This window comes from Corallococcus exercitus, from assembly GCF_042231735.1.
Lineage (GTDB): Bacteria > Myxococcota > Myxococcia > Myxococcales > Myxococcaceae > Corallococcus > Corallococcus exercitus_B.
This window is the reverse complement of sequence record NZ_CP102577.1, coordinates 2,434,406-2,451,505: the sequence shown is the minus strand read 5'-3', so window position 1 is coordinate 2,451,505 and position 17,100 is coordinate 2,434,406. Positions and strand designations below refer to the sequence as shown.

General features: G+C 67.9%; 7 protein-coding genes, 1 tRNA gene and 2 pseudogenes. 9 read left to right on the top strand and 1 reads right to left on the bottom strand.

The genetic code is table 11. From position 1 onward, the window contains the following. The first annotated feature begins 6 nt into the window (after positions 1-6). The 4 genes and pseudogenes from pheT to NR792_RS08995 all read left to right on the top strand — a co-directional run bounded on the left by pheT (position 7) and on the right by NR792_RS08995 (position 4,084). On the top strand, positions 7-2,421 hold the full coding sequence (gene pheT / locus NR792_RS09010; protein ID WP_375759657.1) for a phenylalanine--tRNA ligase subunit beta: 2,415 nt from the start codon (positions 7-9) through the stop codon (positions 2,419-2,421). Between the two features lie 94 nt (positions 2,422-2,515). Further along, positions 2,516-2,794: pseudogene (locus NR792_RS09005) on the top strand (integration host factor subunit alpha); the annotation flags it as partial. Positions 2,795-2,989: 195 nt separating this feature from the next. Beyond that, a tRNA-Pro gene (locus NR792_RS09000) sits at positions 2,990-3,066 on the top strand. Between the two features lie 610 nt (positions 3,067-3,676). Then, positions 3,677-4,084: a hypothetical protein gene (locus NR792_RS08995; RefSeq protein WP_375759656.1), complete on the top strand. Its 408-nt coding sequence runs from the start codon at positions 3,677-3,679 to the stop codon at positions 4,082-4,084. Here NR792_RS08995 and NR792_RS08990 read toward each other — a convergent pair. Further along, positions 4,042-5,282: pseudogene (locus NR792_RS08990) on the bottom strand (IS3 family transposase). The gene NR792_RS08995 and the pseudogene NR792_RS08990 sit on opposite strands and share 43 nt — an antisense overlap. Positions 5,283-5,425: 143 nt before the next feature. Between NR792_RS08990 and NR792_RS08985 the strand changes: the two are divergent. The 5 genes from NR792_RS08985 to NR792_RS08965 are packed head-to-tail and all read left to right on the top strand — an operon-like array spanning position 5,426 to position 17,100. Beyond that, the gene (locus tag NR792_RS08985) at positions 5,426-5,743 is read left to right on the top strand and encodes a hypothetical protein (protein ID WP_375759655.1); all 318 of its coding nucleotides are present in this window, start codon (positions 5,426-5,428) and stop codon (positions 5,741-5,743) included. A 9-nt stretch (positions 5,744-5,752) separates the two neighbouring features. Next, a complete protein-coding gene (locus tag NR792_RS08980) occupies positions 5,753-9,886 on the top strand; it encodes a protein kinase (protein ID WP_375759654.1) in 4,134 nt (1,377 codons plus the stop codon). 17 nt (positions 9,887-9,903) lie between these two features. Continuing rightward, entirely contained in the window at positions 9,904-11,511 is a 1,608-nt protein-coding gene (pglX, locus tag NR792_RS08975; protein WP_375759653.1) for a BREX-2 system adenine-specific DNA-methyltransferase PglX, read from the top strand. Then, the gene (pglX, locus tag NR792_RS08970; RefSeq protein WP_375759652.1) at positions 11,417-13,477 is read left to right on the top strand and encodes a BREX-2 system adenine-specific DNA-methyltransferase PglX; all 2,061 of its coding nucleotides are present in this window, start codon (positions 11,417-11,419) and stop codon (positions 13,475-13,477) included. The genes pglX (NR792_RS08975) and pglX (NR792_RS08970) overlap by 95 nt, the downstream gene beginning before the upstream one ends. Next, the gene (locus NR792_RS08965; protein ID WP_375759651.1) at positions 13,474-17,100 is read left to right on the top strand and encodes a hypothetical protein; all 3,627 of its coding nucleotides are present in this window, start codon (positions 13,474-13,476) and stop codon (positions 17,098-17,100) included. Before pglX (NR792_RS08970) ends, NR792_RS08965 begins: the two co-directional genes overlap by 4 nt.

The following is a 17,100-nucleotide window of genomic DNA, read 5'->3' as shown; positions in this document are numbered from 1 at the left end:
AACCCTGTGAAGATTTCAGTGAAGTGGCTGGGTGATTACGTGGCGCTGCCGCCGTCCGTGGACGAGCTGGCGCGCAAGCTGACCGCGGCGGGCCTGGAGATTGAAGGGGTGGAGCGCCCCGGCGAGGGCCTGCGCGGCGTGGTGGTGGCGCAGATCCGCGAGTCGGTGCAGCACCCCAACGCGGACAAGCTGTCCGTCACGCAGGTGGACATCGGCGGCTCCGCGCTGTTCCAGGTGGTGTGCGGCGCGAAGAACTTCAAGGTCGGCGACAAGGTGCCGCTGGCCACGGTGGGCGCGAAGCTGCCCAACGGCATGGAGATCAAGCAGGCCGCGCTGAGGGGCGTGGACAGCTTCGGCATGCTCTGCTCCGCGAAGGAGCTGGGCATCACCGAGGACTCGTCCGGCCTGCTCATCCTGTCCCCGGACGCGAAGCTGGGCATCCCGGTGGCGGAGGCCATTGGGCTGGATGACTCCGTGCTGGAGGTGAACGTCACCCCGAACCGGCCGGACGCGCTCAGCCACCTGGGCATCGCGCGCGAGGTGGGCGTGGTGACGGGCGCGCAGCTCAAGGTGCCGCAGCCGAAGCCCGCCGAGTCCGGCAAGCCGGTGACGGAGCTGGTGAAGGTGCGCATCGACGCGAAGGAGCGCTGCTCGCGCTACGCGGCGCGCGTGGTGGAGGGCGTCACCGTCCAGCCGTCGCCGCAGTGGATGCAGGACCGGTTGAAGGCGTGCGGCGTGCGCGCCATCAACAACGTGGTGGACGTCACCAACTACGTCCTCCTGGAGTATGGCCAGCCGCTGCACGCGTTCGACCTGGACAAGGTGGCGGGCCATGAGATCGTCGTCCGCACCGCGAAGCCGGGCGAGAAGCTGCGCACGCTGGATGACAAGGAGCGCACGCTGGACGCGGACGACCTGGTCATCGCGGACCGCGACCGCGCGCAGGCGCTGGCGGGCGTGATGGGCGGCGGCGACAGCGAGGTGACGCAGGGCACGAAGCGCATCGTCATCGAGTCCGCGCACTTCCACGGCTCCGGCGTGCGCCGGTCCGCGAAGCGCTACGCGCTGCACACGGAGGCGTCGCACCGCTTCGAGCGCGGGGCGGACCTGGACGCGGTGCTGCCGGCGTTGGATCGGGCCGCGCAGCTCATCGCGGAGCTGTCGGGCGGCACGGTGGTGCCGGGCCGGGTGGACGTGCAGCCCGAGCCCCTGGCGCCGCGCCGGGCGACGCTGCGCTACGCGCGGGTGGAGAAGGTGCTGGGCGTGGCGGTGCCGGAGGCGGAGGTCCGGCGCATCCTGACGGCGCTGGGCTTCAAGTCCGTGGAGGAGGCGCAGGGCCAGACGACGTTCGAGGTGCCGCGGGCGCGCGTGGACGTGGAGCGCGAGGAGGACCTGATGGAGGAGGTCGCCCGCGTGTACGGCTACGACAACATCCCGGCGCGCCTGCCGCGCGGCCTGGAGACGCTGGCGCCGGAGCCCCTGTCCATGGAGGCCGAGCGCCGGCTGCGCCACGCGCTGGGCGGCGCGGGGCTGGCCGAGGTGGTGAACTACTCGTTCGTGGCGCCGAAGTCGCTGGAGGTGCTGGGTGGGAAGGAAGCGCCCATCGCGCTGATGAACCCGCTGAGCGTCGAGCAGTCGGTGATGCGCACGAGCCTGCTGCCGGGCCTGCTGGAGAACCTGTCGCGCAGCGTGCGCCACCAGGTGGAGTCGGTGGGCCTCTACGAGACGGGCCGGGCGTACTTCCGGGATGCCGAGGGCGGGCAGGGGATGCGGCCGGCCGCGCGCGAGGTGCCCCGCGTGGCGGGCCTGGTGTGGGGCCTGCGGGGCGGCGGCCGGAGCTGGACGCAGAAGGACTCGCGCGTGGACTTCTACGACGCGAAGGGCGCGGTGGAGGCGCTGCTGCACGCGCTGCACGTGGAGGGCGTGGCCTTCACCCCGGAGGAGGCCCCCGCGTACCACCCGCGCACCTGCGCCCAGGTGGCGCTGAAGGACGGGACGGTGCTGGGCCTGGTGGGCGAGGTGCACCCGCGCGTGACGAAGGCGCTGGGCCTGCCGGAGGGCGTGTTCGTGTTCGAGCTGGACACGGAACCGCTGTACGCGGCGGCGCGGCTGGTGCCGCAGGCGGCGGGGCTGCCCAAGTACCCGGCGGTGCTGCGCGACCTGGCGGTGGTGGTGCCGCTGGAGCTGCGCAACGAGGAGGTGCGCCGGGTCATCCTGGAGGTGGGGGCGCCGCTGGTGGAGGACGCGCTGGTGTTCGACGTCTACACGGGCAAGCCCATCCCCGAGGGGAAGAAGAACCTGGCGTACGCCTTGAGGTACCGCTCGCCCGAGCGGACGCTGACCGACGCGGAGGTCACGGCGGCCCACCAGCGCATCATCACGGAGGTGAACCAGCGGCTGGGGGCGGCCCTGCGCGCCTGAATTCCTGAATGAAGTCAGGACGTTGACACGGTTCGGGGAAGGCTGACACCATGCCCCGCGTTCACCGGCCATTCACGGGTGCCAGAGGACTCGCATGACGAAAGCGGACATCATCGAGGGGGTCTACGAGAAGGTCGGCTTCTCCAAGAAGGAGTCGGCGGAGATCGTCGAGCTCGTCTTCGACACCGTGAAGGAGACGTTGGAGCGCGGGGACAAGATCAAGATCTCCGGGTTCGGAAACTTCCAGGTGCGCCAGAAGAAGGCGCGCGTGGGCCGCAACCCGCAGACGGGCAAGGAGATCGAGATCAGCGCCCGCCGGGTCCTGACCTTCCGGCCGAGCCAGGTGTTGAAGAGCGCCCTGAACGGCGAGGCGCCGCCGGAGAACCACGCGGAGATCGACGCGCAGGAAGAGGCGGCGGCGGACGCGGCGGAGGCCCGGGGCGAGGACTTCGACGAGGGAATGGAAGAGGGTGACGAGTAGGTTTTTTTCACCGACGCCCGTCACCTCGCGCTTGACCCAGGAAAGCGGCGAGGGCATAAGGCAGCACCGTTTCACGACGGCGGTTCTCGGGGCGTAGCGCAGCCTGGTAGCGCACTTGCTTGGGGTGCAAGTGGTCGCAGGTTCAAATCCTGTCGCCCCGACCAAATAGAGGCCCTGGAGTCCCCGGTGCAAGCCGGTGACTCCAGGGCCTTTGTTTTTGGGTTCGTGGGGACAGCGGCGAACCAGCAGCAATCGAAGCTGGCTCGGGGCCAGTCGCAAGCAGGGCCTCTCCGCGTAATTCAGTCGGATTGAGCAACGCGGTAGCAAGTGCGAGCGGAGCATATGGGCACCGATGCCACCGGCACCGTGACAGCTTTAGAGAGTCAAGCCACCGCTTTCATCGCCGTCGACCGCGCCACCTCCGAGTGCGTCGGCCCTCATGCGGCCAAGGTGGATAACCGGTGAGTGGACCTCGAGCCCATTCGCCATCGCGTCAAGCCCCGCTTCGGTGCGCCGAGCACTTCTTACGTCCCTCACCCAGCGACTGCTCTGGAGTCGCGCCTTCGCCACTGAGGAGGAACTGCGGGGGACATACTGGAGTGGGTCCACCAGTATAACGAGCACCTACTGCTGGAGCACCACCGCGTCCTCTCGCAGAGACATGCTTGGCGGAAGTTGTGAAGTCGAGGCAGGCGAACTGATTACGACCCACCTAGTGCCTCAATAATCCGGTGCGGTACACCCTTGAATGCACCGCGCTTGCCAGGGAACCCCATGATCGAGCAACAGCAGACTGCGCTTCTCTTCACCGAAGTTGCTCTCCACGCCGTGGCCCGTGAGGAAATCATGGAGCGCAAGGCGTGGCGTTTACTGGAGCCTCAGCGCATATCCTGGGAGCGCTTTCGTGGTCGGCTGGGCAGTGCCGCACTCGCCTCCCTCGTCGTGGAGGACGGGGCCGTCACACACCCGGCTGCCTTCGACGCCCCTGCGCTTATGGGCGCCCCCTCGCCCCTGGCAAACCTGGCGGATGTTCAGGTTGACACCTTGCTCGCGGGACTCACCGAGGCCTCCGTTTCAGGCACCGGGGCCGACTACCTCCTGTACCGCACCGGATTGTTGAGACACCAGGTTGGTCGTAATCAGGCTGCCTGCTTCGACTGCATCAGCTCCCGCCGGGCCTGACTCGGCGAGAGGAAGTTGTGGCGCTCCAGTAGCCAGTGCTCGTTGTACCGGTGGGCCCACTCCAGCAGGGCCCTGCGGAGTTCCTCCACGGTGGAGAAGGTGTGCACCCAGAGCAGCTGCTCCTTGAGGGTGCGGATGAAGCGCTCGGCGCAGCCGTTGCCCTCGGGGCTGCGGACGAAGGACGGACTGGACTCGGCTCCGAGGAAGCGCAGCTCGTCCTGGAAGGCGTCGGAGGTGTACTGGCTGCCGTTGTCGTGGCGGATGGCCAGCCCAGTGGCTACGCCCCGGCCGTACGCACCGAAGCGAGCCTTGACGCCCTGGCGGATGGGCTCGAGGGCTTCGAAACGGGTGCCTACCTTGGCCGCGTGGATGCCGACGCACTCGGCGGTGCCGTGGTCGATGGCGATGAAGACGGTGGCCTGGCCCTCCAGCGTCGTCACCGTGCAGGTGGCGTCGGTGCCCCACATGACGTCAGGCTTGTCGGTGGTGATGGTGCCGTCGTGGTGGCGCGGCCCCAGCACCCGGCGAGCACGGCCTGGTGCCAAGAGCCCTGCCTGGCGCATCAGCCGCAGGCAGCGGGCCTTCGAGGTGCGCACGTCCTGAGCGCGCAGCCGAGCCCATACCTTGCGGTGCCCCTCGCCCAGGAAAGGCGAGCGGGCCAGCACGCCACGGATGGCCTCCAGCAGCGCCTCGTCCGTCAGCGCCGTCTTGGGGCCGCGCCGGGCTACCGGGCGGGTCTCGGACTGGCGGCGGCTGCGGTGCCGGTACACCGTGGCGCGAGGCACGCGCCAGGTGGTCGTCACGAGCGCCAGCCCGTACGGCTTGCCGCTGGAAGGCGAGAGAGTGGCGCTCATCCTCTCGACTTCCTCCAGGGAAAACCCGGCGCGTTGCCCTCCAGCAGCCGGGCCTTCTCGGCCAAGAGCTCGTTCTTCATCATCAGCTCGCCCACCATGGCCTTGAGCCGCAGCACCTCGTCGTCTGCTGGCTCCGGCTCACGGCTCTTGAGGTTGGCCTCGGCCCCAGCCAGGAACTTCTCCCGCCACTCGCTCAGCACCGCCGCGGTGACGCCCAGCTCCCGAGACAGCGCGTCGAGTTCCTCGCCCTTGAGCAATCGGAGAACGGCCTCCTTCTTCCGCTTCGCCGAGAACCGACCGCGCTCCGCCGTCCTGTCCTGCTTCTGCTGCTTCTTCACATCCACCTCACGAGGGGGAGGTTATTCCCCCAGAGAGGTGTCTCAAGAAATCCTGGGGCGGAGGACTCCAGGCCCAGGCGCAGCGGCTCGGCATCTCCCATCGCTTCGCCCGCTCGAAGCTGCCTCTCGGAATCAAGGCCCATCACCGGGTGCTGGAACTGCCCGGTAGCGGCGGACTCATCGCCCACCACGTGTGCAGCACCCTGGAGGGTGTCTACTTCCAGGACGTCTTCACCGTAGCCTGCGGCGATTGGAAGGAGCGCTTCCTGGCCGGGCTCGTGGCGTTGGAGTTGGGCGCGGGTGGGGTGCTCTCCATCCACGAGGACCCCTCCTTGGAGCAAGTGCGCCAGCGGCTGCCCACCCCCGACTTCGTCCTCGGACTCTCGAAGGAGAAGGGCGGGCGCTTCACCGAGGAGCAGCTCAAGCCCTGGTTCCCCTCCACCACGACGACGCTCGTCCTGCTCTGAGCCGCCCTCATGCCCGCACGCCATTACCCACTGGGCGAGCCCGCCCATGAGGCGGAGCGCCAAGCCATCCGCCTCGTCGTCGAGGGCCTGCCGGACGACTACGCTGTCTACTCCAACGCGTGGCTCGTGGAGCGCACCGGCGTAGTGCACGAACTGGACGTGGTGGTGGTGGCCCCCCACGGCTTCTACGTGGTGGAGCTCAAGGCCTACCGCGGGGTGGTGCGCGGCACGGACCACGATTGGGACGTCCCGCAGGGCCCCATCCGCAGCCCGCTGAAGAAGAACCGGCTGACGGCCCAGGTGCTGGCCTCCGAACTCAAGCGCCTGTCCGCCGAGGCCGCGCGCCGATGGGTGGAGCACTTCGTCTTCCTCTCGCACGCCAGCGAGCACAAGGTGGAGGGCCCCGCCAGCCGCGGGCGCGTCCACACTCGACACACCCTCCTGGAGGCCCTTCAAGACGCACGCGGCTTCCACGACAGGTGCCCGCGCGGGGGCTGCCCTGACGTGGACGAGCACACCCAGCGCACCCTCCACACCCTCCTCACCCAGCAGGACCCGGCCCTGCGCCCCCCGGAGCGCATCCGCGGCTGGCGCCTGGAGTCCACCGTCGAGGCCACCGAGCGGTGGGTGGATCACCTCGCCGTCAACGATCTCACCCACACGCGGGCCCTGCTGCGCGTCTACGCCCTCTCGCCGCTGGCCACCGACGCCGAGCGCCAGCACCTGCTGGAGCGCCTGCGCTGGGAAGCCCAGGTGCTCAACCGCGTGGGCCAGCACCCCTCCATCCTCCGCGCCGAGCCCTTCTTCGAGGACGACGCGGGCCGCTTCTGCCTGCCGCTGGAGGACTTCCGGGGCGTGACGCTCCCTACGTGGCTCGCGCGTCACCGGGCTCAGCACCCCGGACGTGAGGGCCTCAAAGCACTGGCACACCTCTGGGACGAGGTGGCTAACGCGGTGGCCCACTCCCACGGACAGGGCGTGGTGCACCGCCTGCTGCGCCCCGAGGTGGTGCTGCTGGAGGACAAGGCCCCTTGCTCCCAGGTGCGGCTGACGGGGTTTGACCTCGCCAAGCAGCTCCAGAGCGGCCGCACAGTGCACGTCACGTCACTGCAGGACGAGCGGCTGCGATGGGCCGCACCCGAGGTCACGCAGAGCTTCACCAACGCCTCGCCGCACACGGACCAGTGGGGGCTGGGCCTGCTGCTGGGCTGGCTTCTCACCGGGCGCGCCCTCTTCGAGTCCACCGCGGAGCGCATGCGCCGGGGCGGGCCGCTGCTCCACGTGGCCGTGCACAACGCCCTGGTGCCGCGCTCCCTGGACGAGGCCGTGGAGCGTATGCTGTCCCTGCGCCCAGCGGATCGCTTCGCCTCGATGAAGGAGGCGCGGGAGGCGGTGGCCCTGGCCGTGGACCCCACGCGCCGCGGCGCCCGCCGGACGGAGGCCCCCCAACTGGACCCGGATGACTTGCCCAAGCACACCCGGCTGGGCGCGGACTACGAGGTGCTGGATAAGCTGGGGGTGGGCGGGCTCGCCACCGTCTACTCCGCGCTGCACCTCGTCAGCGGGCAGACGCGTGCCCTCAAGGTGGCGCGCAACACCTACGAGGCGGAGAGCGCGCTGGAGGCGGAGTGGCGCATCCTGGAGCGGCTGGACCACAAGAACATCGTCCGGGTGCGGCAGGACATCAGCGCCGGCCTGGTGCCGGGGCGCCGCACCTTGGTGATGGACCGGGTCCGGGGCGAGACCCTCTCGACGTGGCTGGCTGCGCACCTCAGCCCGGACCGCGACACGCAGCGGCGCTTCGCCGAGGACCTCTTCTCTGCCTTGGAGTACCTGGAGTCCCAAGGCATCACCCACAAGGATCTCAAGCCGGAGAACCTGGTGGTGGGCGACGTCGGCCTCACCGTCATTGACTTCTCGCTCGCCGGGGACGCGCCCGAGGCCATCCTCGCGGGCACTGCCCTCTGGCGTGACCCCACCCTCAAGGCGTGGGACGCTGCAGCGGACCGCTACGCGGCAGCCCTCGTCCTCCACCAGCTCTACACCGGTCGCCACCCCTTTGACGGGCGCGTGCCCTCGCCGGACGAGGTTCCGCCCATTGAAGCGGACGACTTCGACTCGCCCGGGTTGGCCCGCTTCTTTCAACAGGCATTGCACCCGGAGCGTCGCCGACGTTTCACCTCGGTGCGCGAAATGCGGGACTTCTTCCGGGAGGCGCTGGGCGAGCGCGGGCGCGGAGGCCAGTCGGAGCCGCTGCTGGAGGTGGCGGACGCATCCGCGAACCCCGAGGCCCCGTTGAGCGCCAGCCGGCTGTCGGGCACGGCGGTGGCGGTGCTCGGCCGCGCCGGGGTGCGTACTCAGGGCGAGCTGGTCGCGCTGCAGCCTACGCAGCTCGCCTCCATCAGCGGCCTGGGTAAGAAGCGGCGCGAGGAGGTGCTCGCCTTCCAAGAGGAGTTGCGCGGTCGGGGCATCCAGCCCTCCGCGCCCCAGGGAATCCGCCGCGTCCTCTTCCCCGAGGCGGAAGGGGACCCCGCTGCGCTGTCCGTTCTCTCCCTGCCGCGGGCCCTGGAGGAGGCCCTGGCGTCCGCGGGATTCCGCACCGTGGGCCGGCTGGCCGGGGCTACGCGCGAGGACCTCACCTCCGTGCCGGGCGTGGGTCGCGGGCGGCTGGCGCAGGTGGTGGAGATGTTGGAGACCCACCTCACCCGCAGCACGGCCTCGCCCGCGCCGGGCCAGTTGCGCTCCACTGTGGAGTCCCTGTGGGCCGAGGCCCGCCGCAGGCTGGAGCCGCGCGAGGAGCAGGTGCTGGCGGAGACCTTCGGCTTCTACTCGCCTGCCGCCCAGCGCCAGCAGGATGTGGCGGACACGCTCGGCCTGTCGCAGCCCGAGGTGAGCCGCACCCTCAACACTGCTCTCGTCAAGGTGGACCGCGAGGCGCTGGAGGAGCTGCGGGAGCGCCTCCACGCGGAATTGGAGTCCGCGGCGGGCGTCATGCGGCTGCCCGAGTTGGTGGAGCGCTTGGAGGAGACATGGGAACCCTCGTCGCGCTTGCATACGGCGGGGTTGGTGCGGCTCCTCCAGCGCATGAACGAGACGCGCCTGGGCCGCATGCCGCTGCCCGAGGAGCCCGACCAAGAGGTGCTCTTTGCCGCGCCGCTCGACGAGAAGGCCCTCAAGGTCTTCATCGACACGGCGCTGAAGCTGGCGGGCTGGGACGATGGCGAGCCCACCGAGCCGGCCGCGGCTCGCCGCACCCTGCGCGGGGTGCTCCCCGAGTACCTGGGGGACTTCTTGAAGCTGGCCGAGTACCTGGTGCCCTCCCTGCACCTCACGGCAGATGGGGAGCTTTTCCAGTCCCCGCTGGAGGGCCCGCAGGTGCTTCGCCACGTGTTGCGCCGTGCTCGCCTGCCCTTGAAGGTGGACGAACTCTACCAGCAGATGAGGGCCACCTTCGGTGAGGAGGGCTGGAATGAACCCCGGCGCGACGCGCTGCCCGAGGTGCTGGACCAGGTGCTGCCCGACTACAGAGTGGTGGGCGAAGAGGTGGTGCCCTCCAGTGCCCGGGTGGAAACGGAGCGCGGCCCGGTGCAGGACCCGCTGCCCTCGGACCTCCTCTCACCGCAGCGCCCCTACGCGGAGGTGGTGGCCGAGCGGCTGCGCGAGGCGTCCCGGGGGCGCGGCTACCGACTCGTTGTCTCGCCACCCGAGACGCATGCCGAGGTGGCCCGTAGCCTGCGGCGCGCCCTGGGGCCCCAGACGGAGTTCGTCAGCTTCGAGGACCGGCTGCTCCAGCGCATGGAGCCGGACTTCCCCGCCTTCGAGCGAGCCGAGCGCTTCCTCGCGCAGAAGCCCAAGCTCAAGAAGGAAGCGAGCGCGCTGCTGGACACGCTGCTGGAGCAGCATGGCCGCCCGGGCAACGTGGTGGTGCTTGGAGATACCGGGATTCTGGGCGTCTGCAGTGTGGAGAAGGATGTGCCGCGGCGACTGTATGACCGCGTGACTGAGCGCGACCTGGGTTTCTGGGTGCTTGTCATTCCGGGCGTTGTGAGCGAACGGCAGCCGCTCTTCAACGGACAGGAGCCCGTCTTGAACTTGCAGGTGCTGCCGGTGCCGGAACCGCTTGAAGTGAAGGCGAGGGACTGATGGAGCTGGAGATGCGAATGGCACTCACCAAGGCGCTGGCGAAGCTGACGGCGCGCATTGCCGAAGACATTCGCGAGCAGGTGCGCCGTCCCGGGCCTGCGCAGGAGCGAGCCCGCTCCCTCCACCGCGACGAGAAAGTGGGCGAGGATTTCATCGTCTGGACGGACGTGCTGTCCCGACGCGCCGCGGTGCTGTGGGTGCTCAAGACGGTGTATGTCCGCGTCCTGGAGGACCGCGGCCTGCTGCACCCGTTGCGCTTGGTGGACCCGGACCCCAAGGCTCAGGAGGTGGAGTCGGAGAAGCTCTTCCGCCACCTCGCGCCCAACCTGGGGCCTTCGGCGTACCTTGCGTGGGTATTCCGGGATTTGTCCCGTCCGCGCGGAGGCCTACCCGAGCTCTTCTCGCTCCAACCGGCCGAGGTGGCCCGGCCCACGGATGCGCTGTCACAGGAGTTGATTCAGTTCTGGCGCAAGACCGACCTGGAGACGAACGAGCGCATCTTCCGCTTCACAGGCGAGCACTTCGACGGCCGGCTCATGGGAGACCTGTACCAGGACCTCGACCCGGTGGTGAAGGAGCGCTACGCGCTGCTCCAGACGCCGGACTTTGTGCTCGACTTCATCCTGGACGAGACGCTCACGCCCGCCATTGCCGAGTGGGGCGTGGAGAAGGTGAGGGTGCTCGACCCGGCGTGCGGCTCAGGGCACTTCCTGCTCGCGGCCTTCAAGCGGCTGGTGACGGGGATGCGCGAGAAGTACCCCGAGCGCCTAGTGCACGAGGTGGTGAACGACTGCCTTGCGCGCGTGGTGGGCATCGACCTCAACGACTACGCGTGCGGACTGGCCCGCGCACGGCTCGTGATGACGGCGATGGAGCTGGCCGGGGAGACGGACCTCGGCGCCGCCAGCGATTACCACCCACAGGTGTACTGGGCGGACGCGCTGGAGCAGGTAGAGCGCGACCCGGAGCCTGAGCAGATGGGGCTTTTCACCGGCGAGGTGGAGAAAAAGCCTTACAACATGCTTACTCGGCCCGAAGTGAGGGCGCGGCTGCATCCGTTGTTGAGGGCTGGCTTCGAGGTGGTGGTGGGGAACCCGCCATACATCACTGAAAAGGATGCAGCAAGGCGCGAATACCACAAAGAGAAGGTGGGAAAGGTTGTTCGCTATCTTTCTGCCTCTCGGCAGTATTCGTTGGGAGCCCCATTTACGGAGCGTATGTTTCAGTTGGCTGCATCCGATGGCTGGGTGGGGATTATCACTGCCAATTCTTTCATGAAGAGAGAGTTTGGAAGGGCTCTGGTTGAGAAGGTGCTTCCGAATTACAGCTTGACCAAAGTGGTCGACACCGCTGGTGCGTATATCCCTGGGCATGGAACGCCAACAGTGCTCATTGTGGGGCGTAATAGGCCAGCACAAACCAAGAGTGTGCTGGTTGTGATGGGGAAGCGCGGAGAGCCAAGTGTGCCGCAGGACCCTGCTCAAGGTAAGGTCTGGAGTAGCATCATCCAGGGGAACAATAATCCTTCCTATGATTCCGAGTTCGTCTCCGTTTCCTTGGTTGAACGCGCCGTATTGCAAAGGCATCCATGGAGCATTGCGGGGGGGCGGGGCGAGTCAACTTAAGGAGAAAATAGAAGACGGATGTCTCAAGAAAATCCGCGATCTATGTGAATTGATTGGTTTTGGGGCGGTCACGCGAGAGGATGAGGTGTTTGAGCTTCGCCATGGGGCCGATAAGCGCTCTGGTATCTCTCCGGAGCAGATTGCGGTGCTTGGCAATGGCGAGCTGATTCGTGACTGGGGGATGCAGAATTCGCAGTTGATTCTGTTTCCTTACTCTCACGAGGGGACGTGTGCTGTTGGTGCATTGGGCCGCCACTTCGATGTGATGTGGCGGTATCGTGCTCAGTTGTGGTTGCGAGAAGGAAAGGGGTTTAAGACAAAAAAAGAAAGCGGGGGGAGGTTCTATGAGTATTCGATGTTCTACCCAGAGAGATACTTTGCTTCGCTGAAAATTGCCTTTGCGGAAATTGCTACGCACAATCATTTTTTCCTTGATCGAGGTGGGACGGTCTTTACGCAGACTGCGCCGCTGATCAAACTGAGAGTTGGGGTCTCAGAGGCGGAGTGTCTCGCTTTGCTTGGTCAGCTTAACTCGTCTACTGCCGAATTCTGGATGAAGCAGGTCTACCAGCCAAAGGGCGGGGATAAGATGGGGAATGGTGGGCGTGTAACAGGCGAGGGCTGGGAAGAGCGATACCAGCGTGATGGAACAAAGCTGAAGTCTTTTCCTGTGAGGGTAGAACGGCAAGCTCAGGTTGAAGCTTTTGCTGGTTCCTTGGATGTTCTGGCCCGTGTTCGCAACGAAGACTCTGCGTGGAGATGTATAGAGCGCCACGCTGGGTCCGGTGCTTCAATCCTAAGGGCAGCGTTGCATGATCGCCGTGAAAGCGACTTGGCACGACTTTGTCGAATGGTAGGACTCCAGGAGGAACTCGACTGGCTGTGTTACGGTCTCTATGGTGTTGAGTCTGATTCGGAGGTTCGACGTCCGGAAGATGTTCTGCCGCTCATTCCTGGGCAGCGCCCGTTCGAAATCACGCTCGCGCGGGAGGATTCTGAACGTCGTGCGGCTCTCGCCCATGGCGAAGAGGCTGACGAAGCCCCCACTGTGTGGTTCGAGCGCCACGGCTGGGAGCCGGTGACATCCCTGGACACCATCCCGGATGCCACGGAGCGTCGCATCATTGAGCAGCGATTGGCCCTTGCCGCCACCAACCGCAACCTCGCGCTCATTGAACAACCTACCTACAAGCGCCGCTGGTACCGTCCGGACTACGCCACCGAGGAGAAGCAGGCGTTCGAGACGTACCTCTCGGAATGCATGGAAGAGTGGGCAAAGGGGCGCGCTTCACCGTTCACGCTGCGCCAGATTGTCGCCGCCCTCCAGGCGGACGCGGGCGTGCTCGCCGTCGCCGAGTGCCTGGCGGGCAACGCCCAGTTCGACCTGGAGGCCCTGCTCTCCGGGCGCCTGCTCGCCGACAGCGTCCCCAACAACAAGAATCACGTCTTCAAGCCCTCGGGCCTGGACAAGCGCGCCGCCTGGGAGGCGACATGGGAGCTGCAGCGCCGCGAGGACGCAGGGGAGAAGGTAACGCCTCCGGTGCCGCCCAAATACGCGTCTGCGGACTACCTCCGTCCCGAGTACTGGTCGCTGCGCGGGGCGCTCGACGTGCCCAAGGAGCGCTTCATCGCCTTCACCGAGCTACCCTGGCGTGACGGCGCCGAGCGCTTGTACGGCTGGGCCGGCTGGACGACGCGCCAGCGCTCCAAGGTGCTCATTGAGCTGGATGAGGAGTCCGAGGGCAGCGGCGTGGCGCTGGCGGACCGCTACGGCCTGCTGTACGGCGCGCAGTTCCTCGTGCCGTATGTGGCCTGGGAATCCAAGGAGGCGGCCGCCGAGTTCGACGCCGTGGTGCGGGGCCTGGTGGGCAAGGACGGCGTCACCGAGAAGATGCTGTCGGAGTGGGCGGAGCGATTCCCCGCGACGCGCCCGCGTGCCACGAGAGCCCGCAGGAGGACCGCGTGAACATCTCCGAAGCCTACAACCTGCCCAGCCGCGAGGACCTCACCGCGCTGGGTTTCGTGGTCCGCCTGGACGTGCCGCAGAGCGAAGAGGAGCGGCGCCGGCTTGTGGACGAGTACGTCTTCACGCCGGCGGTGCGCCAGTCGCTGCCCGTCATCTTCGAGGGCATGAAGCACGCGCTGGCGCGCGGCGAGCCGCTGGGCCGCTTCGTCCACGGTTCGTTCGGCTCCGGCAAGAGCCACTTCCTGTCCATGCTGGGCCTGCTGCTGGAGGACGATGAGCGGGCGTGGAGCAAGCCGGACCCGCTGGTGCGCGAGCTGGCGGGGAAGCACCGCGCCTGGGTGCGCGACGCGCGGCTTCTGACGGTGCGGCTGCACATGCTGTCGGAGGCGGGCGGCAGCAGCTTTGACAGGGCCGTCTACGAGGCCTTCAACCGGGCGCTGGCGCGGCACGGCAAGCCGCCCTTCGAGTTCCTCCACGTGCAAGGGGTGCTGGACGAGGCCCGGCGCGAGGCGGAGCTGTACGGGCCGGCGTTCTGGCGGCACCTGGAGGACGGCGGGGTGGTGGCCTCACACGAGGACTTCGAGGCGCTGGCGGCGGGCACCCCCGAGGAGCGGGAGGCGCTGGCGCGGGCGCTCCTGCAGTTCAAGGGCCGGGACGCGGCGAGCGCGGGGGTGGACCCGCAGTGGGGCGAGGGGCTGCGGCGGCTCACGCAGCACGCCAAGGCGCAGGGCTTTGGCGGGGTGGTGTTCCTGGTGGACGAGTTCCTGCTGTGGCTGAGCGACAAGGCGGCGACCGAGTTCAAGGCCGCCATCAACCAGCTCACGGTGATGGTGGACCACGCGGGGGGCCAGCGGCCGCTGCCGGTGTTCGCGTTCATCGCGCGGCAGCGCAACATCCAGGAGTTCTTCCCGGACCTGACGTACGACCACGAGCTGCACGAGCACCTGCGCCACCACACCAAGCGCTTCGAGGAGACGACGCTGCAGGACGTGGAGCTGCGGCACATCTGCAAGGAGCGCATCCTCAAGCCGCGCCATGCAGCGGCAGTGCGGGCCGCGGTGGACCAGCTCGCCGAGTCGCAAAAGAAGGTGCTCCCCGCGGTGCTCCAGAGTGCGGACGTGGAGTACCTGAAGGACGTCTACCCGTTCCATCCGGCGCTCATTGAAGCGCTCATCGACGTGTCGAGCCTCCTCCAGCGCGAGCGCACCGCGCTGCGGCTGCTGTACGAGCTGCTGGTAGTGCACAACCCTAATCTGGAGCTGGGGAAGCTCCTTCCCGTGGGGCGAGCCTTCGATGCGCTGTTTCCGCCCAGCGGCGTGGAGGCGGGCAAGGGCGCCGATGACCTGAAGGCCATCCACCGCCTGTATTACGAGAGCTTCCGCCCTGCAATGGACGCCATGCTGCGTGAGGCGGAGGAGTCCGGCGGCACGTTCGACGCGAAGCGCCGGCAGGTGCTGGAGGAGATCGTCAAGACGGTGTTGCTGGCAGAGGCCTCTCCGAGGCTGAAGGGCTCGGGGATGAAGGTGTCACGGCTGGTGCTGCTAAACGACGCGGAGGTGTCGGGCGAGACGGAACGCAGCCGCCGGGCTCGGGTGGCGGAGGACCTGTTGCAGCTCAGCCGGCGCGTGGGGATGCTGCAGGTGTCCGGCACGGCGCCGGACTACGACGTGTCCGTGGTGCTCAAGGGCGCTAACTTCGGCGAGCTGCTGGAGCGCGCGCGCGGGCGCACTGGAGGCGAACACACGCGCTACGCCACGTTCTTCTCTGTCTTCACGGAGGCCATGGGGCTGGCAAAAACGCCGGGCTTCCGGGAGCTCACCGAGGGGCAGGAGGGCGACCTCAAGGTGCGCTGGCGCGGCACGCAACGGCGCGGCTCGGTGAAGCTGTGCAACGTGCGCGAACTGCCGCATGCAGCCTTCCGGCCCCAGCCGGGCGACGAGTTCCGCATCCTCGTGGACTACCCGTGGGACGAGAAGGGCTACACGGTCGAGGACGACCGACAGCGCGCGCGAGACTACACGCGCCGCAACGGCTCGGCGTGGACGGTGTGCTGGCTGCCGCGCCACCTGACGCCCCAGGAGATGGGGCTCCTCAAGGACCTGGCGGCGGTGCGCTTCCTTCTAACCAAGGAAGGCCAGGAGGATCTGCTCGCCAACCTGTCCATCGCAGACCGGCAGAGCGTGGTGGATCGGGCGCGGGCGCAGGAGGCGACCCTGGCGCGCTCGTTCCAGGACTCGTTGAAGGTGGCGTACAAGGACCACGGCGTTGTCGAGGCGCTCGCGGTGGATGTGCCCGCAGAGCTGTCCCGGCCGGAGCTGCAGGAAAACCTGGAGCAGCTCGGCTGCGCGCTGATGGAGCGGCGTCACCCGCAGCACCCGACCTTCGGGGCCGAGCCGCGGGTGGAGGACCTGCAGGAGCTGTGCGACTGGATGGTGAAGGCGCACGAGGCGGGCACGCCTCTGGAGTTCAACGAGCGGCAGGGCAAGGTGCTGCTCAACCTGGGGCGCCCCTTGGAGCTGGTGGAACTGGGGCAGACGCGCGGCACGCTGCGGCGGGATACGCGCTACGTAAAAGGAGTGCTGGAGGCGGCCAATTCGGCGTCGCTGATGTGGGGCGTGGTGGACAACCGGCTAGAAGAGACGTTTGGCCTGCCACCGCCGGTGCGCTGCTTCTTCCTGGCCTTCTTTGCCCGGGCGTACGGCTACCGGGTGGTGGATGGGTCGGGCAGTCCGTGGGAGCTGCGGGTGGAGTCCACCGTGCGCGCCAACCTGAAGCTGGTGCGTGCGCCGCTGCTGTCTGTGGCGATGTGGGGGCAGGGGGTGGACCTCGCGGGGGCGCTCTTTGGGTTGCCACGCCCCGGCCAGCGGACGCTCGGCGAACAGGACCGGTTGGTGGGCCAGTTGCGACAGGTCGGGGATGAGTGCCGCAAGACGCTAGTGAGCGTGCGTGAGCGGCTGGTGCAGCTCGGGGCGGGCAGCCGGCGCATTGCGGAGGTGGATGAGTCCATTGCTCGCCTCAAGCCGTTGGTGACGCGGGAGTCGGACTCCCACGTGCTGCTGGAGGCGTTCCTCCACGCGTGGAGCGCCGAGGGCGGGGATGCTGCCCGGGGAGCGGTGCAGAATGCCAAGGCCATGAAGGATGCGCTCGATGCGCTGAGCGAGCGGCTCCGCACCCAGCTCCAGACGGCGGCGGGCAAGGTGCCACAGCTGGGGCCCGAGGCCCGAGCGTGCCTGGCGGACCTGGAGTCGCTGCTGGGCGCCAGCGAGCTGGCCCGGCCGTTGCGCAAGGCTCCCGTGGAAGCGTGGAACCAGAGCGCGGAGGAGTTGTTGTCACGCATCCTGGAGGCGATGACGCCGGTAAAGCCGCCTTCGGGAGGGCAGTCTCCGGGAGGGAACGCGGTGACGGTTCCGGCCGGCTCGGGGAATGTCATTGCCGGAACAGGGCAGGGCTCGCAGGCAGGACAGGGGCCGGAGCCACTCGAGGTGGTGCTGGACGGCATGCGACTGCAGCTCGGCGGCAACAGCACAGCGGAACTCGACGCGTTGTGGTCCAAGCTGCGATCCCAGCTGGTGACGTTGGAGCCCGGGGCTGTGGAAGTCATTGTCACGGTGCGGAGGCGCTAG